The organism is Cryocola sp. 340MFSha3.1, assembly GCF_000383315.1.
Lineage (GTDB): Bacteria > Actinomycetota > Actinomycetes > Actinomycetales > Microbacteriaceae > Leifsonia.
In genome coordinates, this window is sequence record NZ_KB911087.1 from 557,513 (window position 1) to 578,360 (window position 20,848).

Genomic DNA, 20,848 nt, shown 5'->3' on the forward strand with positions numbered 1-20,848 from the left:
GGCGGGCTCAGTTCCGGAAGACGCGCTCGGTGATGGACTTGCCGCCGCGGCCGATCGCGAGGAGGCCCGACTGGGCCATCTCCTTGATGCCGTACGGCTCGAGCACCTTGAGCAGCGCCTGCGTCTTGCCGCTGTCGCCGGTGACCTCGATCACCAGCGCATCCGTCGCGACGTCGACGACGCGGGCGCGGAAGAGGTTCACGGCCTCGAGCACCTGCGAACGCGTGGAGTTGTCCACCCGCACCTTGATGAGCAGGTGCTCGCGCTGCACCGACTGCGCAGGGTCGAGCTCCACGATCTTGATGACGTTGATCAGCTTGTTGAGCTGCTTGGTCACCTGCTCGAGCGGGAGGTCCTCGACGTCCACCACGACGGTGATGCGCGAGAGGCCGTCGACCTCACTCGTGCCCACCGCGAGCGAGTGGATGTTGAAGCCGCGACGGGCGAACAGCCCGGCCACGCGGGTCAGCAGACCCGGCTTGTCCTCCACGAGGAGGCTCAGAACGTGCGTGCTCATGGTCACTCCCCTCCGAACGACGGGCTGTGGTCGCGGGCGTACTGGACGTAGCTGTTGCTGACGCCCTGCGGGACCATCGGCCACACCATGGCGTCGGCGCTGACCACGAAGTCGATCACGACGGGGCGGTCGTTGGTCTCCAGCGCCAGCTTGATGGCGGCGTCGACCTCCTCCTCCTTGGTGACGCGGATGCCGAGGGCGCCGTACGCCTCGGCCAGCTTCACGAAGTCGGGGACGCGCACGGTGTCGTGGCCCGTGTTCAGGTCGGTGTTGGAGTAGCGCCCGTCGTAGAACAGGGTCTGCCACTGCCGCACCATCCCGAGCGACGAGTTGTTGATGATCGCCACCTTGATGGGGATGTTGTTGATCGTGCAGGTGGCGAGCTCCTGATTGGTCATCTGGAAGCAGCCGTCGCCGTCGATCGACCACACCACGCGGTCCGGCTGCGCGACCTTCGCACCCATGGCAGCGGGGACCGAGTAGCCCATGGTCCCGGCTCCGCCCGAGTTCAACCACGAGTTGGGGCGCTCGTACTTGATGAACTGGGCGGCCCACATCTGGTGCTGGCCGACACCCGCCGTGTAGATGCCCTCGGGCCCGGTGAGCTCACCGATCCGCTGGATGACGTACTGCGGTGCCAGCAGGCCGTCGCTGGTGGCCGAGTACCCGAGCGGGAACTCCTCGCGGAGTCCGTTCAGGTAGGTCCACCACTCGACGAGGTCGGGCTTGGCGGAGCGGGTCGCGTCCTGGAACGCGGCGGTCAGATCGACGATGACGTCCTTGGCATCGCCGACGATGGGGACGTCGGCGACACGGATCTTGGAGATCTCGGCAGGGTCGACGTCGACGTGCACGATCTTCGCGTTGGGCGCGAACAGGGAGGTGTTGCCGGTGACGCGGTCGTCGAACCGCGCGCCGAGCGACACGATGAGGTCGGACTCCTGGAGCGAGAGCACGGCGGGCACCGTCCCGTGCATGCCGGGCATGCCGAGGTGCTGCTTGTGCGTGTCCGGGAAGGCGCCGCGCGCGGTCAGCGTGGTGACCACGGGGGCGCCCGTCGCCTCGGCGAGTTCGAACAGCTCCTGCGACGCGCGGGCGCGGATCACTCCGCCGCCCACGTAGAGCACGGGCTTCTTGGCCTCGGCGAGCAGCTGGGCCGCTGCGAGCACCTGCTTGCCGTGGGCCTTCGTGATCGGCCGGTAACCCGGGAGGTCGACCTTCGGCGGCCACACGAACGGGGCGGTGTTCTGCTGCGCGTCCTTGGTGATGTCGACGAGGACGGGGCCCGGACGACCGGTGCCGGCGATGTGGTACGCCGCCGCGATCGTCGCGGGGATGTCCTCGACGTCCTTCACCAGGAAGGAGTGCTTGGTGATCGGCATCGTGATGCCCACGATGTCGGCCTCCTGGAACGCGTCCGTGCCCATCAGCGTGGAGAAGACCTGGCCGGTGATGAACACGACGGGGACGGAGTCCATGTGCGCGTCCATGATCGCCGTGACGAGGTTGGTGGCGCCGGGGCCGGAGGTCGCCATGGCGACACCGACCTTGTTGGACGCCACCGCGTAGCCCTCGGCGGCGTGGCCGCCGCCCTGCTCGTGACGGACGAGGATGTGACGGATCCGGGTGGAGTCCATGATCGCGTCGTAGATGGGGAGGATGGCACCCCCGGGGAGCCCGAAGACGTCGGTGACGCCGAGGAGCTCGAGGGTGCGGACGACCGACTGCGAGCCGGTCAGGATCTCGGGCGACGCCTTGGACGGCGTCGCGGACGGCAACACACTGCTGGGGGTTGCATCCGTGGACATGCCTGTCATCAGTCCTTACATACTGCGGTGGTGGGTGGTGGTGCGAACGGCCCCTACCCGGTGACGGCTCCTTCAGCTGCGGAGCGCACTAGCTTGGAGAACTTCGCGAGAACGCCACGGGTATAGCGCGGGGGAAGAGGCGCCCAGCCTTCACGGCGGGCGGTCAGCTCAGACTCGTCGACAAGTAGGTCGAGGGAGCGAGCCGCGATATCGACCCGTATCAGATCACCATCGCGCACGAAGGCGATGGGACCTGCGTCCACCGCTTCGGGTGCTATGTGGCCGATGCACAGGCCGGTTGTGCCGCCTGAGAATCGTCCGTCCGTCAATAGTAGTACATCCTTGCCGAGGCCTGCGCCCTTGATGGCGGCGGTGATGGCGAGCATCTCGCGCATGCCCGGGCCGCCCTTCGGGCCCTCGTAGCGGATGATCACGACATCGCCTGCCTTGATGCTGCCCTCGGTGAGGGCGTCCATGGCGGCACGCTCGCGCTCGAAGACCCGTGCGGGGCCCTCGAACACCTCGGCGTCGAAGCCGGCGGTCTTGACGACGGCGCCCTCGGGGGCCAGCGAGCCCTTGAGGATGGTGATGCCGCCGGTGGGGTGGATGGGGTTGTCGAGCGAGCGCATGACCTCGCCGTCCGGTGCGGGCGGGTTGATCTCGGCGAGGTTCTCGGCGACGGTCTTGCCGGTGACGGTGAGGCAGTCGCCGTGCAGGAGGCCCGCGTCCAGCAGCGCCTTCATGACGACCGGGACGCCGCCGTGACGGTCGACGTCGTTCATGACGTACTTGCCGAACGGCTTCAGGTCGCCGATGTGCGGCACCTTGTCGCCGATGCGGTTGAAGTCGTCGATGGTGAGGTCGACCTCGGCCTCGTGCGCGATCGCGAGCAGGTGGAGGACGACGTTGGTCGAGCCGCCGAACGCCATGGCGACGGCGATGGCGTTCTCGAACGCCTCCTTTGTCAGGATGTCCCGCGCGGTGATGCCCTTCTTGAGAAGGTTCACGACGGCCTCGCCCGAACGGTGCGCGTAGTAGTCGCGGCGGCGGTCGGCCGAGGGCGGCGCGGCCGAGCCCGGCAGGCTCATCCCGAGCGCCTCGGCGACGGAGGCCATGGTGTTGGCGGTGTACATACCGCCGCACGCGCCTTCGCCCGGGGCGATGGCGCACTCGATGCGCTTGAGGTCCTCTTCGCTCATCTTGCCGGCCTTGCACGCGCCGACCGCCTCGAAGGAGTCGATGATCGTGACGTCCTTCTCCGTGCCGTCGGAGAGCTTCACCCAGCCGGGAGCGATCGAGCCGGCGTAGAGGAACACCGCGGAGAGGTCGAGGCGGGCGGCCGCCATCAGCATCCCGGGGAGCGACTTGTCGCATCCCGCGAGCAGGACGGTGCCGTCGAGGCGCTCGGCCATCATGACGGTCTCGACCGAGTCGGCGATGACCTCGCGCGACACGAGCGAGAAGTGCATGCCCTCGTGACCCATCGAGATGCCGTCGGAGACGGAGATGGTGCCGAACTGGAGCGGATACCCGCCGCCCGCGTGGACGCCTTCCTTGGCGCCCTGCGCGAGTCGGTCGAGGGAGAGGTTGCAGGGGGTGATCTCGTTCCAGGAGCTGGCGATGCCGATCTGCGGCTTCTCCCAGTCTTCATCACCCATACCGACGGCGCGGAGCATCCCGCGGCTGGTGGTGGCTTCGATCCCGTCCGTGACGACGCGCGAACGCGGCTTCCAATCGACTTCTGGCATGGAACAACTCTAGGACGTCTCGAATGCCGCTCCGACCATGCGTCCCGTGCCTGGGGAGAGCTCGCGAAGGCGTCAGTCTGTGGACGAGTTCGTGTGCGCCTCGCGCGCCTGCGCCAGCAGGCCCAGCAGGGTGGCGATCGCGCGCTCGTCCGCGACCCGGTACTGCGCGGCCGTCTCGCCCGTCCCGACCTTGATGCCCACGTCGCCGCGCTCGGGGTGCAGCACCGCGAAGCCGTCCTCGTCGGTCACGTCGTCGCCGGCGAACAGCACCGCGGTCGCGTGCGTGTACTCGCGCAGTCGCTCGACCCCGTCGCCTTTGTTCGCGCCGCGCACGGAGAACTCGATGATGTCCTTGCCGTCGCGGATGGTGAGGCCGTCGCTGACCGCAGCAGCGGCCTCGCGGGCGCGGGCGCCGACCTCCGGTCCGCGCTCGGCGGCCACGAGGCGGTAGTGCACGCCGAAGCCGACCGGCTTGATCTCGAGCTTGGTGCCGGGGATGGCGTCCACGAGCGCCTGCAGCGCCTCGCCGAGCCGCCCCAGGGTCTCCTGCTCCTCCGGGCTCAGGTCGAGGGAAACGCCGTCGCGGCCGAAGCGGATCTCCACGCCGTGCGAGCCGATCAACAGCGCGTCCTCGTCCGCCTCCGTGACGGTCTCGAGGCTCGACAGCGGGCGGCCGGAGACGTACGCGACCCAGGTGTCCGGCAGGTGCTCGAGGCGGTCGAGCGCAGCCTTCGACTCGGGCAGCGCTCGGGCGCCCCGCGGCACGTCCACGAAGGGGGCCAGCGTCCCGTCGAAGTCGAGGGCGAGCAGCAGTCGGTCGGCACGCGCCAGCTCCTGCAGTGCCGACGCGAGGGCGATGGCGGAGGCGGGCGGGCGGTGCGAAGCGGTGTCGGTCATGCGTCTTTCCTGCAGGGAGTGGGGCGAGGGATGCGGCTCAGCGCCGGCCGGTTCAGCGCCGGTTGACCGGCGGGTTCTGCAGCGGGTGGTCGCCGTGCGCGCTGCGGGTCAGCGCGTCGAGGAAGGACGCGGACCAGCGGGCGACGTCGTTCGTCAGAACTTTCTTGCGCAGTGCGCGCATCCGCCGCGTGCGGTCTCGCCGCGGCATCGCGAGCGCCTGCAGCACGGTCTCCTTGAGGCCCTCGATGTCGTGCGGGTTGATGAGGAGCGCCTGCCGGAGCTCGTCGGAGGCGCCGGCGAACTCGCTCAGCACGAGCACGCCGTCCTCGTCCACCCGGGTCGCCACGTACTCCTTCGCGACGAGGTTCATGCCGTCGCGGAGCGCCGTGACGAGCATGACGTCGGCGGCGAGGTACAGCGCCACCATCTCCTCGCGCGGGTAACCGTGGTGGAGGTACGCGATCGCGGTGTGGCCGAGGGTGGAGTAGTCGCCGTTGATGCGGCCGACGGTCAGCTCGATCTCGTCACGCAGCTGCCGGTAGGTCTCGACGCGCTCCCGGCTGGGGCTGGCGACCTGGACGAGCGTGACGTCCTCCGCGTTCAGCCGGCCCTCTTCGAGCAGCTCGCCGAAGGCCTTGAGCCGGTGACCGATCCCCTTCGTGTAGTCGAGGCGGTCGACGCCGAGCATGATCTTCTCGGGGTTGCCGAGCTCCTCGCGGATCTCACGGGCGCGGGCCTGGATCTCCGGCTTCCTCGCGAGCTCCTGGTACTGGTCGGCGTCGATGGAGATCGGGAACGCGCGGGCGAGCACCGTGCGCACCAGGCCGCCGCGGCGGTCGGTGGTGACGTGTCGGTGCGAGCCGGCCTCCGGGTCGTCCGTGTCGATCGGCACCTCGATGATGGGGCCGCGCGTCTCGAAGCCCTTCAGGCGGCGGACCGCGCGTGAGAAGTTGCCGGCGTCGGCGACGCGCTGGAAGCCGATCACGTCGGCTCCGAGCAGGCCGTCGATGATCTGGCGGCGCCAGGGCAGCTGCGAGTAGATGCCGTACGGCGGGAACGGGATGTGGTTGAAGAAGCCGATCACGAGGTCCGGCCGCAGCTCGCGCAGCATCGCGGGGACGAGCTGCAGCTGATAGTCGTGCACCCAGACGACGGCGCCGGGCGCCGAGACGGAGGCGGCGGCCTGGGCGAACCGGCGGTTGACCTTCACGTAGGTCTCCCACCACTCGCGGTGGTAGCTCGGCTGCGCGATCACGTCGTGATACAGCGGCCAGAGGGTGTCGTTGGAGAAGCCCTCGTAGTACTCCTGCAGGTCCTGATCGGACAGCGGGACGGGCAGGATGTTGATGCCGCCGGCCTCGAAGGGCTCGATCTCCTCCCCCGCGACGCCGGCCCAGCCGATCCAGATGCCATCCTGCGACCGCATCACCGGCTCGAGCGCCGCCACCAGCCCGCCGGGCGATGGCCGCCAGTCGGCGTTCCCGCTCTCGTCGATCACCCGGTCGACGGGCAGTCGGTTGGACACGATGACCAGGTCGTACGTGTCGTCGTTCTCGGTGGTGCTCGCGGCGGTCGTCGTCGATTCAGGCGTTGCGGTGATGGTGGGTCAACTCCCTCGAGGGGTCGGGACGTGGACACCAGCCAGGGTACCAGCGTCCTCCGAGCCCCCTCACGGGGCGTTCGCGGCTAGTGCGCCTTCCCGAGCAGCTGGATGAGCCGGCTCGCGTATTCGGCGTATCCGGCGCCGGTGGGGTGGAAGACGTCCGGGCCGGTCGTGTTGAGCCACGGCTTCCGGTCGCCGATCGCGTGCCCGGCGAAGTCGACGGGAAGGTAGGTCATCGCCTTGCCGGCCGCCCTCTGCTCGTCGACCGCCTGGCGGATCACCTCGTTCAGCCCGAGCGTCGCGGCATTGATCGCCGCCGCCGTGCCGAAGTCGGGTGCGTTCGGGTCGGACGCGTCGTACAGGAGGGTGTAGCCGGTCACGACGATGCGCGCGTTGGGCGCGGACTGCGCGATCGCGCTGTAGACCGTGTCGAGCCGGTCGGGCAGCACGTTCAGCAGCGAGAGGGCGGCCGTGACCTCGTTGCGGCACGCCGTGGCCTTGCCCGCCGCGCAATCCCCCGCGATCGCGGCGACGCCGAGGTCGTTGCCGCCGATGCTGACGGTCACGAGGTCCGTACGGTCATCGAGCGCGATCAGCTGGTGCTTCAGGAGGTCGGAGGTGGTCGCTCCGGCGCAGGCCGCGTTGACGACGAGGTCGATGCCGGCGTCGCGCGCGAAGACGGTGGGATAGGCGCGCGGGCTCAGCCGGCACTTCCCCTTCTCGTCGCCGCCGCCCATGCCTGCGGCGAACGAATCGCCGAGGGCGACGTACCGGGTGGATGCGGTGAGCGGCTCCTTGGGGAACGGGTCGGGAGTCGCCGTCGGCGTCGGGACGGCGGTCGACTCGGCATGCGGCGTGTCGGCGCTGGTCGGCGCGGACGAGCACGCTGTCAGGACTGCGAGGACGGCCGCCGTGGCGAGCAGTGCGACCGAGCGGAGCACACGCGAGGAGCGCGGCGCGCGCAGGAGCGCACGGGAGGTCCGGGATGCTTCGGGTCGCATCCCATCGAGGGTAGTCGCCGACGCTTGGCGAACGCTCAAACGCGCTCGGTCAGCGCCAGCAGGATCGCGGGAACCGACTCCGACAGCCGCTCGGTGAACGTCCGCTCGTCCCCGGCGAGCACCGCGCGGGCCTCGCCGCTCGCGCAGAGCTCGGCGATCACGCGGACGGCCTCCTCCGGGGCGATCGTGAAGCGGCGCCGGGCGCTCGCGAGCGCTTCGACGACGATCTCGGTGAGGTCGGCGAAGAACTCGTCGTGATAGCGGAGGTAGTCGGCGGCGATGGCGTGGTCGCGGAGCGCCATGAGCTGGAACTCGGCCTGCACGAGCCACCATCGCCGGTCGTCGGACTGCAGCTCGAGGATGTGCGTGATGGTCTGCAGCACATCCTCGTCGGAGAGCCCGGCTCCCCCGGCACCGACGAGCGGTGCCAGGAACTGCGCGACGCCGGTGTTCAGCTGTTCGAGCCGCATGGTCTTCTCGCGCTCCATCAGCGCGAAGAACAGCTCCTCCTTGCTGGAGAAGTTGGAGTAGAACGCGCCGCGGGTGAAGCCGGCCGCCTCGGCGATCGTCTCGACGCTGGCGGCGCGGACGCCCTGCTCCGCGAACACGTCGAAGGCCGCGTCGAGCAGGCGCGCGCGGGTGCGTTGACGCCGCGCCGACTCGGCCGGGATGTCCTCGGGAACGCCGGTGGTGACGCCCTCGCTGAGAGTCGTGCTGTCCAAGCTGAAACCTTCCTGAAGGAGCTATCGATACAGGAGTGTATCCGATACGGTCGTGTACGGATACAAAGGTGTATCGAACCGCTCCTCACCCCTTTTCGGTACTCATCCACTGGAGAACGCGTGTCCTCGCTCCTGTATTCGGTCGGCCGGTGGGCCTACCGCGCCCGCGCCCTCGTCGTCATCGTCTGGATCGGCCTGCTGGCCCTCCTCGGCGGCGGCGCTCTCCTCTTCAATCAGGGTACGGACAACAGCTTCAGCATTCCGGGCACCGAGTCGCAAGAGGCACTCGACACGCTGAGCCGCACCTTCCCGCAGGTCAGCGGCACCACCGCCCAGATCGTCGTGGTCGCGCCGGACGGCCAGACGGTGGACGACGGCGACATCAAGCAACCGATCGAGGACACGGTCGACCAGCTGAAGGACGTCAATGGCGTCTCCGGCGTCAGCTCGCCCTACTCCACCCAGGTGAAGAACCTGATCTCCGACGACCGCTCGGCGGCCATCATCACGGTCCAGTTGAAGGGCCAGATGACCACGGTCACCGACGCGACCAAGACGGCCGTCAAGGATGCGGGGGCCGATCTCGCGAAGCAGCTGCCGGACGGCTCGAAATCGGCCGTCGGCGGTCAGCTGTTCTCGCAGAACCTGCCGACGCTCTCGGTCATCGAACTCGTCGGCGTGCTCATCGCGCTCGTCGTGCTCATCCTGACGTTCGGCTCGTTCCTCGCGGCCGGGATGCCACTGCTCACCGCGATCCTGGGCGTCGCCATCTCGATGTGCCTGATCTTCATCGCGACGCTGTTCGGCTCCATCTCGTCAACGACGCCGATGCTCGCCCTGATGCTCGGCCTCGCCGTCGGCATCGACTACTCGCTCTTCATCATCTCGCGGCACCAGGCGCAGCTGAAGTCGGGGGTGCCGCCGGAGGAGTCCGCCGCGCGCGCGGTCGCGACGGCCGGATCCGCCGTGCTGTTCGCCGGCATCACGGTCATCATCGCCCTGGCCGGCCTCGCCGTCGCCAACATCCCGTTCTTGACCACGATGGGCATCGCGGCGTCCGTCGGCGTGGCGGTCGCCGTGCTCGTCGCACTGACCATGACGCCCGCGCTGCTCGGCTTCGCCGGGGCGCGCCTCACGCCTGGTCGCCGGAAGGCGGCGCGCGCCGCGAAGCGCGGGGCGACGGCGGCTGCGGTCGAGGGGGCGACGGAGGCCGAAACGGCACAGGCCGCTCCTTCCGCCACGGACTCCCCCCAACCCGTGGATGCGTCCGCCCCGTCGTTCGCCCACGCCGCGAAGGCCGACATCCCGCCCGGGTTCTTCCGCGGCTGGGTGCGTGCCGTCATCCGCTTCCCGATCGTCACCGTGGTCGCCGTCATCGTCGCCCTCGGGATCGCCGCCCTGCCCGCCCTGCAGCTGCGGCTCGCCCTTCCGGACGCCGGCTCGCAGCCCGAGGGCGCCCCGGCCCGCGTCGCCTACGACCTCGTCTCCGACCACTTCGGCCCCGGCTACAACGGTCCCCTGATCGTGACCGGCTCGATCATCTCCAGCACCGACCCTGTCGGTCTGATGACGAAGATTGGAGATGAGATCGCCGACCTCCCCGGCGTCGCCTCCGTCCCGCTCGCCACGCCGAACGCGACCGCCGACACCGGCATCGTGCAGGTCGTCCCGACCACCGGGCCGAACGACCAGAAGACCGCCGACCTGGTCGCCGAGATCCGCGCGAAGCACCAGCACTTCCTCGACGAGTACGGCGTCGACCTCAAGGTCACCGGCAACACCGCCGCTCAGATCGACGTGTCGTCGCGGCTGGCCGGCGCGCTCCTGCCCTTCGGCATCCTCGTGGTCGGGCTCTCCCTCATCCTGCTGACGATGGTGTTCCGCTCGATCGCGGTCCCGATCAAGGCCGCACTCGGCTACCTGCTCTCGGTCGGCGCCGCGTTCGGAGCGGTCACGGTCGTGTTCGAGTGGGGCTGGCTGGCCGACCTCCTGCACGTCGACAAGACCGGGCCGATCATCTCGTTCATGCCGATCATCCTGATGGGCGTGCTCTTCGGGCTCGCGATGGACTACGAGGTGTTCCTGGTCAGCCGCATGCGCGAGGACTACGTGCACGGCGGCGACGCCAGGCGCGCCATCCAGAGCGGGTTCGTCAGCTCCGCCAAGGTCGTCACCGCGGCCGCGATCATCATGATCTCGGTGTTCGCCGCCTTCGTCCCGGAGGGCGACGCGTCCATCAAACCCATCGCGCTCGGCCTCGCCGTCGGCGTGTTCGTCGATGCGTTCATCGTCCGGATGACGCTCGTCCCGGCGGTGCTGCAGCTGCTCGGCGAGAAGGCGTGGTGGATGCCGCGCTGGCTCGACCGCATCCTCCCCTCGTTCGACGTGGAGGGTGACGGCCTGCAGAAGGAGCTGGAGCTCGCGAACTGGCCCGAGGGCGGGGAGAACCTCGTCGCCGCTGCGGACGGGCTGACGGTCAGCACGCGCAAGCGGCGCCTGGTGGGCGACGTGTCGTTCCGTCTCGCCGACGGCGAGGTGCTCGTCGTGCACGGCGACGACCGGACGGCAGCCGTCGCACTGCTCATGGCGATCACCGGCCGCACGCCGGTCGACGGCGGAACCGTCAAGGTCGCGGGCCTGGTGCTGCCCGTCCGGGGCGCCGCCGTCCGCTCGCGCACCGCCATCGTGCGGCTGGATGCGGCCGAGACGCCGGTGGAGGACCTCCGCCACGCGCTCGCCGGCCGCCCGCAGCTGCTGGCCCTCGACGCCGTCGACTCCGTCACCGACCCGATCGAACGCCGCCGCATCCGGGCAGAACTGACCGCGGCGCTGAGCCGTGCCCGGGTCGAGGAGCGCCCGTTCGCGCTCGTCGTCAGCTGCGTCGAGCCCGCAGGCCTCGACGATCTGCTGCCCGAGAGCGCCGAGCCGACCGAGGTCGACCTCTCCGCCGGCCCCGGCCCGCGCGCCGTCACGGCTCCCGACCTCACCGACCCCGACCGCGCCGAGCACGGCGCCCACCTCGAGAAGACGAACGCCTGATGACCACCCCCTCCTCCCGCCTCCGCCGCCCGCGCTCGCTGTTCTCGCTGGAGCGCATGCGCTCCGACAAGCGCGTCACCTGGCTGACGATCGTCGGCCTCCTGCTCGTCCCCATCACCATCGGCGGGCTGCTCGTCTGGGCGCTGTGGAACCCGACCGAGCGCCTGCACGACGTCAAGGCGGCCGTGGTGAACCTCGACCAGCCCGTCAAGGTGAACGGGCAGACGGTGCCGCTCGGGCGTCAGCTCTCCGCCGGCCTCCTCGACTCCAAGAACGACAACTTCACCTGGGTGCTGACGGACAAGAAGGATGCCGACAAGGGCATCGACAGCGGCGAGTACGTGTCGGTGGTCACCATCCCGGAGAACTTCTCGAAGGCGGCGACCTCGACGGCGGGAGCCGCGGCCGACGCCACGCAGGCCACCATCGACGTCCGCACCAGCCCGGACTCGAAGCTGGTCGACCCGGCCATCAGCCAGGCGGTCACGACGACGGCGACCTCCGTGCTCAACAAGCAGCTGACCTCCACGTACATCGAGAACGTCTACGTCGGCTTCAACACCCTCGGCGAGCAGCTCGGCAAAGCGGCGACGGGCGCCGACCAGCTCGCCGGCGGGCTGACGCAGCTGGCGAGCGGCACGCACCAGCTCGCGGACGGCGCAGCGCAGCTCTCGACAGGCGCGTCGTCGCTCGCCGACGGAATCTCGCAGCTGTCCGACGGAACATCGGGGCTCGCCGACGGGCTGCAGCAGCTGTCCGGCGGCGCGTCCTCTCTCGCCGGAGGGCTGACCACGCTCCAGCAGAGCACGGAAGGCTTACCGACGCAGACCCAACAGCTCGCCGCGGGCGCCGCCGGGGTCTCCTCCGGTGTCCAGAAGACCGCCGACGGACTCGGCGGCCTCTACACCCAATGCGTCGCTGCCCACACTGCACTGGATGCCACCTGCCAGGGCATCGCCCAGGCACGCGCCGGTTTGACCACACCTCAGGGCGGCAACCCGAGCCTGACCGGCCTCGCCTCGACAATCGCGGGTGGCACGGCGAGCCTGGCATCCGGCATGCCCGCCCTCACGAACGGCATCGCCCAGTCCGCGTCAGGCGCGCAGCAGCTCTCCGGCGGGGTATCGCAGTCGGCGTCCGGCGCGCAGCAGCTGGCGAGCGGCGCATCCCAGTCTGCCGACGGCGCGCAGCAGTTCGCGACCGGCGTGAAGCAGCTCAGCGACGGCATCCCGGCCCTCGCCTCCGGCGCCGACCAGTCCGCCTCCGGCGCGTCGTCGCTCGCCTCCGGTCTGCACACGGCGGTCAAGCAGCTCCCGAGCTACGACAGCGGAGAGCGGACCAGCCTCGCGAAGGTCGCGGCCGAGCCGGTCACGCAGAAGGCCTCCGGCGAGACCGCGTTCGGCACGGCGAGCATCCCGCTGTTCGTCTCCGTCGCACTGTGGCTCGGTGCGCTCGCCACATTCCTCGTGCTCCAGGCGCTCTCGCGCCGCGCGCTGCTGACCTCGCGTGCGGCCGGACGCATCGCGCTCGACGGATTCGTCCCCGCCGCAGCACTCGGCGTCGTGCAGGGCGTGCTGGTCGCTGCCGTGCTGGCACCGGCGCTCGCGGTCGACGCGGGCCACTGGTTCGGCTTCGCCGGACTCGCGGCCGCCGCCGGCATCGCGTTCGCCGCGGTCAACCACGGCCTGGTCGCCCTCCTCGGCGGTGTCGGACGGTTCCTGTCGATGCTGGTCGTCGTGGTGACCCTCGCCTCGGGCATCGTGTCGACCGCTCCCGGTTTCTTCGACGCCGCTCTTCCGTGGCTTCCGACCGCGCCGGCCATCACCGCGCTGCAGGGGGCGATCGACGGCTCGGCGGACGCCTGGCGTGGCCTGGGCGGGCTCCTGCTGTGGGCCGCATTCGGGTTCGCCCTCGCGCTGATCGCCGTCGCCCGACGCCGGGTCGTGCGCGCCGCGCAGCTGCTGCCGGCCGAGTAGCCGCATCCGTGGGGCGCGACACGCCGTTATCGCGGGGCGATAACGGCGTGTTGCGGCCCACAGACCGTCGGGGCCGGGGCTAGACGGTCAGCGAGAGCGCCAGGGTCGCGAGGACGACCGTGACCGGCGCAACGATCAGGCCGAGGAGCATGTACCGGCTCCAGCGGATCTCCACGTCGAACGACGTCAGCCGCTGGTGCCAGAGCAGGGTCGCGAGCGACGCCCACGGCGTGATCAGCGGACCGGCGTTGACGCCGATCAGCAGCGCCGCCAGCCGCGCAGGGGTGTCGGCCACCGGCTCCAGCGCCAGGTACGCGGGCAGGTTGTCGATGGCGTTCGCGCCGACCAGCCCGGTCAGCGACAGGCGCAGCAGGGCCAGCGGCGACTCCCCCGTGCCCGAGACCGTCGCCATGAGCGTGGCGAGGCCGGCCGCGTGGAGCGCCTCGATGAACAGGAAGAGGCCGGAGGCGAGCAGCACCAGCTGCCACGGCACCAGGCCGAACCGCAGCACGCTGCGGCGCCGGACCAGGAACACCACCGCGAGGACGACAGCGGCGATGCTCGTCGGCAGCCACACCGGCAGACCCGAGACGAGAAGCGGGACGAGCGCGACGACCACGGCGCCGGAGATCCAGAACAGCACCGGGTCCTCGATGCCGTCCTCCTCGCCCGTCTCGTAACGGACCAGCAGCGACTTCCGCGCGATCACGAACACGACGACCATCGGCACGATCATCGCCACCAGCGCGGGGGCCAGCATGAGGGCCGCGAAGGCCGCAGGGGTGGGGTCGCCCATGGCGTGCTGGGCCAGCAGGTTGGTGAGGTTGGAGACCGGGAGCAGCAGGGATCCGGCGTTCGCCATCCACACGGTCGTCAACGCGAACGGCAGCGGGTTGAGCCCGGCGTGCCGCGCCATGACGATGACCACGGGCGTGAGCAGCACCGCGGTGGTGTCGAGCGACAGGAAGATCGTGCTGAGCGCGGCGACCACGACGACCAGCAGCCAGAGCACCCAGGCCCGTCCCCGCCCCCAGCGCGCCGTCTGCTGCGCGAGGACGGTGAAGACGCCGGCTTCCGCCGCGAGTTCCGTCACGACCGTGATGGCGACGACGAACAGCAGGATGGGCCACACGCGGTCCCACAGTTCGACGGCCTCGGGGACGGGCAGCAGCCCGGTGGCCACGGCGATTCCGCCGAGCACGAGGAGCACGGCGCCCACGATCGCGGTGCGCATCCTCCTCCTCCCGGTCCCGACTTTGGAAGCGTACGCTACGGGACGACCCCGAAAGGACCGGCATGCGCAAGTACCTCTTCAACGGAGCCGTGATCAGTGCGGCGATCGGCCTGTGGACCACCATCCAGTCGTCCAAGAGCGGACCGCGCGACTGGCGCATCCCGCTGATGTGGATCAACGCGGCGATCTCGCTGACGCTGGCGATCGGAGCGGTGCTGCAGGAGTCGAAGGAGGCGTCCGAGCGCGAATCCACCCCCCTCGGTTCGCGAAAAGGGCGTTGACCCGCTGATTTCCGCCGAAATCCCCGGCGTGTTGCGCCGTGTCGCAACACATGTGTCCAGGACACTTGTATACAACGGTGAACCTGGAAGGGGTGCGCGATGTTTGGTCGGAGGCGACACGCTGCGGCAGTGCCGGCGGCTCCTGTTCCGCAGCTGACGGACGCCCAGATCCTCGAGCTCGTGCACACCAAGGTGGCGGAGCTCATCGGCGAGAAGGGCGAGTGGACCGTGGTCCGCCGCGCTCACGACGACACCGACACCATCTTCCACTCGATCCTCGCCCAGTCGGTCTCGGTCGGCATCGCCGCCGCGATCGCAGAGGCCCGTCGTCGTCTCGAGGCCGGTGAGAGCCTGACCGAGCCGCAGCACCTGGCAGCGGCCGTCGCCGACGAGCCCGTCGTCGTCACGGCCGAGGTCGTCGAGACCGCGCCCGCCGCACCTGTCGTCGAAGCCGCAGCTGCGGAGGGTGCGACGCCGGAGGCCGAGCCCGCCGCCTTCGGCTGGGAGCCCGCGCCGATCACGCAGTGGACGGACCTCCGCAAGCCGGTCACCGGCGAGTTCCCGGTCGTCTCGCACCGCTCCGCGGCCTGAGCCGGCCGGCTCAGCCCACTCCCGGATCCGCCCACTCCCGGCTCAGCCCACTCCCGGATCAACCCAGCGGCGCCCAGTCCTCCGGACCCTCGGACCCCGCCGGATACTCCTCGAGCGGCACGCGATCGTCGTGCCACGCGGTCAGCACCGGCTCCACGATCCGCCAGCACTCCACGGCCGTATCCGCGCGCACCGACAGCGACGGGTCCCCGTCGAGGATGCCCTCCAGCACCTCGCCGTAGGCCAGCAGCGCGCCGGGACCGAAGTCGGCGGTCAGACTGGCACGTTCCAGCTCGTACGGGTTGTCGGTGCCGTTGATGTTGATGTCGAGCGACATCGAGTCCGGGGCGAACATCAGCCGCAGCTGGGCCGGCTCGGTCGCGCCCTTCAGCCCGGTCGGCACGTGCTGGGCCGGCACGAAGGTGATGACCATCTCGCGTCGGCGGCTGCCGAGGGCCTTACCCGACCGGAGGGTGAACGGCACGCCCTTCCACCGCCACGTGTCCACCTGCAGCGTGACCTCGGCCAGGGTCTCCGTCTCCCGCTTGGGGTCGACGCCGCTCTCGTCGGCGTAGGCCGGCAGGGTCTTGCCGTCGATCTCCCCCGCCGCGTAGCGGGCGCGCCTGCTCGCTGTGACCGGGTCGCCGCCCCACACCTTCGTCGCACGCAGCACCAGCTGCTTGGCGTCGCGCAGGTCCGCCTCGCCCAGCGTCGACGGCGGCTCCATGGCCAGGACCGCCATGACCTGCAGCAGGTGGCTCTGGATCATGTCGATGAGGGCGCCGGCACCGTCGTAGTAGCGCGCGCGTCCCTCCAGGGCCAGCGTCTCGTCGTAGACGACGTCGACGCGCTCGATGTGCAGACCGTCCCAGAGCGGCTCCAGGATGCTGTTCGCGAACCGCACGCCGAGGATGTTGAGCACGCTGGAACGCCCGAGGAAATGGTCGACGCGGTGGATCTGGTCCTCCGGGACGAGCTTCGCGAGCTGCGCGTTCAGGCGGATGGCGCTCTCGCGGTCCGTGCCGAACGGCTTCTCGAGCGCCAGCGTGAGACCCTTGGGCAGGTCGAACATGCCGAGCGCGTCGCACGCCTTCGCCGTCACGGCCGGCGGAAGGGCGAAGTACAGCGCCGGGACGCCGTCCACACTCGCGAGAAGCGACTTCAGGTCGTCCGCGCTTGTGGCGTCGCCCTTCACATAGCGGGTGCCGGCGAGCAGGCGTTCCACCGCATCCCCCTTCGCGTCGACCGTCGCGAACGACGTCGTGACGATCTTCCGCCACGCGTCGTCGTCGAGGTCGTCACTGCTCGAACCCACCAGGGCGAACGCGCGATCCGGCTGATCGGTGAGCAACTGTCCGATGGCGGGGAGCAGGAGCCGTGACGTGAGGTCGCCGGATGCTCCGAGAATCACAAGAGTGTCCACGGACTGCGTCATGCCGTTCACAGTACGTCCATACTGGGAATATGTCGCTCCCCATCGAGGATTACGCCCTGATCAGTGACTGCTTCACCGGGGCCCTTGTCGGGAAAGACGGAAGCATCGACTGGCTGTGCCTCCCCCGCTACGACTCGCAGTCCATGTTCGGCGCCCTCCTCGGCACCGAGGACCACGGCCGCTGGCTCGTCGCGCCGGAGGACGCCGCGGCAACCAGCACGCGTCAGTACGAGAAGGACACGATGATCCTCGTCACGCGGTGGCGCACCGCGGACGGCGAGGTCGAGGTCGTTGATGCGATGCCGATGGGCGATCACCGCGCCGACATCATCCGCCGCGTCCGCGGCGTCAGCGGTACGGTGCGTATGCGCCAGGACCTGCGCATCCGGTTCGGGTATGCGACGGCCATCCCCTGGGTCCGCCAGGACAAGTCCGAGCGGCCGCACGCCCTCATCGCGGTCGCCGGGCCTGACGCGATCGTCGTGCGCGGCTCCGAGCTGCACGCGGCGAACCACTCGCATGAAGGGTCGTTCACGGTTCGCGCCGGCCAGACCGTCGACCTCGTGCTCACCTGGTTCCCCTCGCACCGCGACGCCCCGCCCGCGCTCGACGTCGAGAAGGCGCTGCAGCACACCCGAGAGTGGTGGACGGACTGGGCCAGCGGCTGCGCGCACGATGGGCCGTACCGCGACGAGGTCGTGCGGTCGCTGCTCCTCCTCCGCGCGCTCTCGCACCTGGAGACCGGCGGCATCGTCGCCGCTGCCACGACATCCCTCCCCGAGGCGTTCGGCGGTCAGCGCAACTGGGACTACCGCTACGTGTGGCTGCGGGACGCCTCGCTCACCATCGGCGTGCTCCTCGATCACGGCTACAACGACTACGTCGACCACTGGCGCGACTGGCTGCTCCGCGCGATCGCCGGCGACCCGGGCGATGTGCAGATCATGTACGGGCTCGCCGGGGAGCGCGACCTCGCCGAGCGGATCATCGACAGCCTGCCCGGATACCAGGGCGCGCATCCCGTGCGGATCGGCAACGGCGCATCCACTCAGTTCCAGGCGGACGTGATCGGCGAGGTGATGCTCGGCCTCGACCGCGGCCGCCGCGCGGGGAACGCCGAGACCCGCTTCTCGTGGGCACTCCAGCGCGCGCTGATGGGCTACCTGGAGCAGCACTGGCGCGATCCGGACCACGGGATCTGGGAGATCCGCGACAAGCCGCAGCAGTTCACGCACTCGCGCGCGCTCGTCTGGGCGGCGTTCGACTGCGCCATCCGCGGCGTCGAGGAGTACGGCCTCGACGGCCCGGTCGAACGCTGGAAGCGCGAGCGCGACGCCATCCGCGCCGACATCGAGGCGAACGGCTGGGATCCGCACCGCGGCACCTACGTGCAGCACTACGGCACGACCGCCGTGGACGCCTCCCTGCTGCAGCTGGCTCAGGTCGGCTACGTCGACGCGGACGACCCGCGGATGCTCGGCACCGTGCGAGCACTCGAGGAGGATCTGCTGCGCGACGGCCTGCTGCTGCGTTACCGCACGGAATCCGGAGTGGATGGGCTGCCGCCCGGGGAGCATCCCTTCTTGGCCTGCTCGTTCTGGCTGGTCGAGCAGTACGCCCGCTCCGGCCGTGTTCAGGACGCGACTCGGCTCATGGACCGGCTGGTCGGCCTGGCGAACGACGTCGGTATGCTCTCCGAGGAATACGACGTCGACGGCCGCTCCCACGCGGGCAACACGCCGCAGGCACTGACCCACCTGGCGCTGGTGCGGGCGGCGGACGCGATCGCGGAGGCGACCGGATGACGGACGCCGGCACGCTGGAGCAGACCGGAACGCGGGAGCAGACGGATGAGCTTCTCGAACTGGGCTCACCGTGGGTGACGATCGTCTGGAACGACCCCGTCAACCTGATGAGTTACGTGACCTACGTGTTCCAGACCTACTTCGGCTTCCCCAAGGCAGAGGCCGAGCGGCGCATGATGCTGGTGCACACGGAGGGCCGCGCGGTCGTCGCGACGGGCACCCGCGAGGAGATGGAACGGCACGTGGAGGCCATGCACGAGTACGGCCTGTGGGCGACGCTGCAGAAGGCGGACGCGTGATCCCGTTCCACCGGAGGCGGCGCGACGGTCGGGTGGTCGCCTCCTTCACCGCAGACGAAGCGCGGCTGCTGCTGTCGCTCGCCGACGAGGCGGCCGGGCTGGCGCGTGCCGCCGCGACCCCCGACGGACCGCAGACGGACCCCGCGCTCGGGCGCCTGCTGCCCGACGCGTATCCGGACGACCCGGAGGCGTCGGCAGAGTTCCGCCGCTTCACCGCGGAGGGGCTCGCCGACCGCAAGGAGCACAACGCGCGGCTGATGGCGCGGACGCTCGGCGAGCCGGCCGGCAGACGGACCGAGGTGGCGCTCGACGACGCCGAGGCGAGCGCGTGGCTGCGGACGATCACCGACCTCCGGCTGGTCCTCGCGGCGCGGCTCGGCATCCACGAGGACGGCGACGAGGGCGACATCCACGACGAGGAGTCGGCGATGCAGCGCGCGGTCTACGACTGGCTGGCCGCGGTGCAGGAGTTCCTCGTGCTGGCGGTCCGCCCCCGTCGCTGACGCGCGCCGCCGGAAACGGAGGAGGATGCGGGCGAAACCCGGTGCGGGGGCCTCCGTTTCCCTCCTCGCGCCGGCGCGTCGTCTCCCTTCTCCTCCCTTTCCGACGCCGTCGGAAACGGAGGAGAAACGCCCGGCCGATCGGTGTTTTCGCCGGGAACGGAGGGGATGCGGGCGGAGCACGGCCCGATGACCTCCGTTTCCGACGGCGTCGGAAAGGGAGGTGACACGGAGCGACGTCAGACCGGGAAGCGGACCGCGGCAGCGGCAGCGCCGCCGCCCGGCACGTCCTCCGCCCGGAGCGCATAGACCTTCGCCTTCGAGGCGAGCGCGCGGCGGAGGATCTCGTCCACCACGCCGTACTCGCCCGGGGTGTCGTCATCGCCGAACGTGATCGCGCCGGTCTCGTCGTCGACGGTGCCCGGCACCCGGCGGTCGATGTCGATGACGAGCGACTCGACCGCGCCGAAGGTCGCGGCGCGCGCGATGTCGCTGAGATCGACGAGAGCCGTCCCGGCGGCGATGCGCGCCTCGTACGTCTCGCGGAGCGCGGCGACCTTGCTCGCGTACAGCCGGTCGAGCACGCCGCGTGCCGCCGCGGCGAGCTCCTCGTCGGTCTTGTCCTCCGGATTGCCGCCGATCACCTCGGAGACGAGGTGCGGGTGCTCCCCCGCCCCCTTGAAGATGCCCAGCAGCGGCTCCGCGGCGGCGAGGATGAGCGGCTCCGTCGAGTTGGCGAGCAGCGGGTGCAGGGCGCGCTCGATCGCCTGCACGTACTCCAGCATCCGCACCTTGTGCCCTTCGGAGCCCTGGATGCGCCCGTCGGCCTGCCGTCCACTGATCGACGGAAGCCCGACGGCCGAGGCCGCATCCGTCGGCATCCCCGGCACGTCGACCCGCTCGGGCGACTGGTCGGGCGTGATCCGCAGCAGGCGCACCGAGTTGCCTGCGAGGGCGAGGATGAGCGCGGTCTGCGGGAACGTGAGCGCACGCAGCAGCGGCTTCACGTAGAAGCGGTCCGCGATCTCGCACGCGGTGGTCAGCCGGTTCGGGAGGCGGAAGGTCTCGGCCAGCTCCCCGTCGAGGAACACCGCGAGGGACCGGGACTGGTAGCGCCAGAAGTCGCGGTCGTCGAGGATCCGCTCCCCCTCGGCCTGGATGCTCTGCATGCGCGACCGCGGCACCTCGAGCTTCTCGAGTGCCCGCTGGGCCGACGCCAGGTGGTTCTTCAGCTCGATGCGGGCACGGTCGGCCTCGGCCGGGGTCGTCCCGGTCGGCAGGTAGACGCTGACGCAGCCGGGTTGCCGGAAGCCGGCTATCCGTTCGACGTCGGCCTGGGTCGGGATGTCCTTGTACTCCACGGAAGTCCTCCTGCCCCGCCGTCATGGCGTG

At 70.2% G+C, this 20,848-nt stretch carries 17 protein-coding genes; 7 read left to right on the forward strand and 10 right to left on the reverse strand.

Features of this window, described 5'->3' with window-relative positions:
* Positions 1 to 7: 7 nt before the first annotated feature.
* From ilvN to H284_RS0102720, 7 genes are all read right to left on the reverse strand, one after another.
* A complete protein-coding gene (gene ilvN / locus H284_RS0102690) occupies positions 8 to 517 on the reverse strand; it encodes an acetolactate synthase small subunit (protein WP_026307135.1) in 510 nt (169 codons plus the stop codon).
* Positions 518 to 519: 2 nt separating this feature from the next.
* On the reverse strand, positions 520 to 2,334 hold the full coding sequence (locus tag H284_RS0102695) for an acetolactate synthase large subunit (protein ID WP_442911254.1): 1,815 nt from the start codon (positions 2,332 to 2,334) through the stop codon (positions 520 to 522).
* A 44-nt stretch (positions 2,335 to 2,378) separates the two neighbouring features.
* Positions 2,379 to 4,073, reverse strand: coding sequence for a dihydroxy-acid dehydratase (gene ilvD, locus H284_RS0102700; RefSeq protein ID WP_018190576.1), 1,695 nt, complete (start codon positions 4,071 to 4,073; stop codon positions 2,379 to 2,381).
* A 72-nt stretch (positions 4,074 to 4,145) separates the two neighbouring features.
* The gene (gene otsB, locus H284_RS0102705; RefSeq protein ID WP_020075053.1) at positions 4,146 to 4,970 is read right to left on the reverse strand and encodes a trehalose-phosphatase; all 825 of its coding nucleotides are present in this window, start codon (positions 4,968 to 4,970) and stop codon (positions 4,146 to 4,148) included.
* Positions 4,971 to 5,022: 52 nt separating this feature from the next.
* On the reverse strand, positions 5,023 to 6,495 hold the full coding sequence (gene otsA / locus H284_RS0102710; RefSeq protein WP_020075054.1) for an alpha,alpha-trehalose-phosphate synthase (UDP-forming): 1,473 nt from the start codon (positions 6,493 to 6,495) through the stop codon (positions 5,023 to 5,025).
* Between the two features lie 161 nt (positions 6,496 to 6,656).
* Complete coding sequence (locus tag H284_RS0102715) at positions 6,657 to 7,574, reverse strand: SGNH/GDSL hydrolase family protein (RefSeq protein WP_020075055.1); 918 nt, start codon at positions 7,572 to 7,574, stop codon at positions 6,657 to 6,659.
* Positions 7,575 to 7,609: 35 nt separating this feature from the next.
* A complete protein-coding gene (locus H284_RS0102720) occupies positions 7,610 to 8,296 on the reverse strand; it encodes a TetR/AcrR family transcriptional regulator (RefSeq protein WP_020075056.1) in 687 nt (228 codons plus the stop codon).
* Between the two features lie 120 nt (positions 8,297 to 8,416).
* Here H284_RS0102720 and H284_RS0102725 point away from each other — a divergent pair, with 120 nt between their 5' ends.
* The gene (locus H284_RS0102725; protein WP_020075057.1) at positions 8,417 to 11,335 is read left to right on the forward strand and encodes an MMPL family transporter; all 2,919 of its coding nucleotides are present in this window, start codon (positions 8,417 to 8,419) and stop codon (positions 11,333 to 11,335) included.
* On the forward strand, positions 11,335 to 13,311 hold the full coding sequence (locus tag H284_RS0102730) for a YhgE/Pip domain-containing protein (protein WP_020075058.1): 1,977 nt from the start codon (positions 11,335 to 11,337) through the stop codon (positions 13,309 to 13,311). The genes H284_RS0102725 and H284_RS0102730 overlap by 1 nt, the downstream gene beginning before the upstream one ends.
* 79 nt (positions 13,312 to 13,390) lie before the next feature.
* Here the strand turns inward: H284_RS0102730 and H284_RS0102735 are convergent, their stop codons facing one another.
* Positions 13,391 to 14,545 (reverse strand): SLC13 family permease, encoded by a 1,155-nt coding sequence (locus H284_RS0102735; RefSeq protein WP_018190569.1) that lies wholly within the window; start codon positions 14,543 to 14,545, stop codon positions 13,391 to 13,393.
* 62 nt (positions 14,546 to 14,607) lie between these two features.
* On the opposite strand from H284_RS0102735, the gene H284_RS0102740 reads away from it, so the two are divergent.
* Both H284_RS0102740 and H284_RS0102745 read left to right on the forward strand, forming a co-directional pair.
* Positions 14,608 to 14,826, forward strand: coding sequence for a hypothetical protein (locus H284_RS0102740; protein ID WP_018190568.1), 219 nt, complete (start codon positions 14,608 to 14,610; stop codon positions 14,824 to 14,826).
* A 129-nt stretch (positions 14,827 to 14,955) separates the two neighbouring features.
* Complete coding sequence (locus tag H284_RS0102745) at positions 14,956 to 15,417, forward strand: hypothetical protein (RefSeq protein WP_018190567.1); 462 nt, start codon at positions 14,956 to 14,958, stop codon at positions 15,415 to 15,417.
* Between the two features lie 58 nt (positions 15,418 to 15,475).
* Here H284_RS0102745 and H284_RS0102750 read toward each other — a convergent pair whose 3' ends face one another.
* Positions 15,476 to 16,852: a glucose-6-phosphate dehydrogenase gene (locus H284_RS0102750; protein ID WP_196802423.1), complete on the reverse strand. Its 1,377-nt coding sequence runs from the start codon at positions 16,850 to 16,852 to the stop codon at positions 15,476 to 15,478.
* 29 nt (positions 16,853 to 16,881) lie between these two features.
* Between H284_RS0102750 and H284_RS0102755 the strand changes: the two genes are divergently transcribed.
* Genes H284_RS0102755 through H284_RS0102765 form a run of 3 tightly spaced genes read left to right on the forward strand, consistent with a single transcriptional unit; the run spans position 16,882 to position 19,459 of the window.
* A complete protein-coding gene (locus tag H284_RS0102755) occupies positions 16,882 to 18,657 on the forward strand; it encodes a glycoside hydrolase family 15 protein (protein WP_020075059.1) in 1,776 nt (591 codons plus the stop codon).
* A complete protein-coding gene (gene clpS / locus H284_RS0102760; RefSeq protein WP_018190564.1) occupies positions 18,654 to 18,956 on the forward strand; it encodes an ATP-dependent Clp protease adapter ClpS in 303 nt (100 codons plus the stop codon). Before H284_RS0102755 ends, clpS begins: the two co-directional genes overlap by 4 nt.
* On the forward strand, positions 18,953 to 19,459 hold the full coding sequence (locus tag H284_RS0102765; protein WP_020075060.1) for a DUF2017 domain-containing protein: 507 nt from the start codon (positions 18,953 to 18,955) through the stop codon (positions 19,457 to 19,459). The genes clpS and H284_RS0102765 overlap by 4 nt, the downstream gene beginning before the upstream one ends.
* Before the next feature lie 236 nt (positions 19,460 to 19,695).
* Here H284_RS0102765 and H284_RS0102770 read toward each other — a convergent pair whose 3' ends face one another.
* Positions 19,696 to 20,817, reverse strand: a complete 1,122-nt coding sequence (locus tag H284_RS0102770) for a baeRF11 domain-containing protein (protein ID WP_020075061.1) — start codon at positions 20,815 to 20,817, stop codon at positions 19,696 to 19,698.
* Positions 20,818 to 20,848: the final 31 nt, after the last annotated feature.

Excerpts from the sequence above, each read along its gene's own strand:
- H284_RS0102735 (WP_018190569.1), bottom strand. The coding sequence starts at position 14,545 with ATGCGCACCGCGATCGTGGGCGCCGTGCTCCTCGTGCTCGGCGGAATC.
- H284_RS0102740 (WP_018190568.1), top strand. The coding sequence starts at position 14,608 with ATGCGCAAGTACCTCTTCAACGGAGCCGTGATCAGTGCGGCGATCGGC.
- otsB (WP_020075053.1), bottom strand. The coding sequence starts at position 4,970 with ATGACCGACACCGCTTCGCACCGCCCGCCCGCCTCCGCCATCGCCCTC.
- H284_RS0102755 (WP_020075059.1), top strand. The coding sequence starts at position 16,882 with ATGTCGCTCCCCATCGAGGATTACGCCCTGATCAGTGACTGCTTCACC.
- ilvN (WP_026307135.1), bottom strand. The coding sequence starts at position 517 with ATGAGCACGCACGTTCTGAGCCTCCTCGTGGAGGACAAGCCGGGTCTG.
- clpS (WP_018190564.1), top strand. The coding sequence starts at position 18,654 with ATGACGGACGCCGGCACGCTGGAGCAGACCGGAACGCGGGAGCAGACG.
- H284_RS0102730 (WP_020075058.1), top strand. The coding sequence starts at position 11,335 with ATGACCACCCCCTCCTCCCGCCTCCGCCGCCCGCGCTCGCTGTTCTCG.
- H284_RS0102750 (WP_196802423.1), bottom strand. The coding sequence starts at position 16,852 with ATGACGCAGTCCGTGGACACTCTTGTGATTCTCGGAGCATCCGGCGAC.
- H284_RS0102715 (WP_020075055.1), bottom strand. The coding sequence starts at position 7,574 with ATGCGACCCGAAGCATCCCGGACCTCCCGTGCGCTCCTGCGCGCGCCG.
- H284_RS0102695 (WP_442911254.1), bottom strand. The coding sequence starts at position 2,334 with ATGACAGGCATGTCCACGGATGCAACCCCCAGCAGTGTGTTGCCGTCC.
- ilvD (WP_018190576.1), bottom strand. The coding sequence starts at position 4,073 with ATGCCAGAAGTCGATTGGAAGCCGCGTTCGCGCGTCGTCACGGACGGG.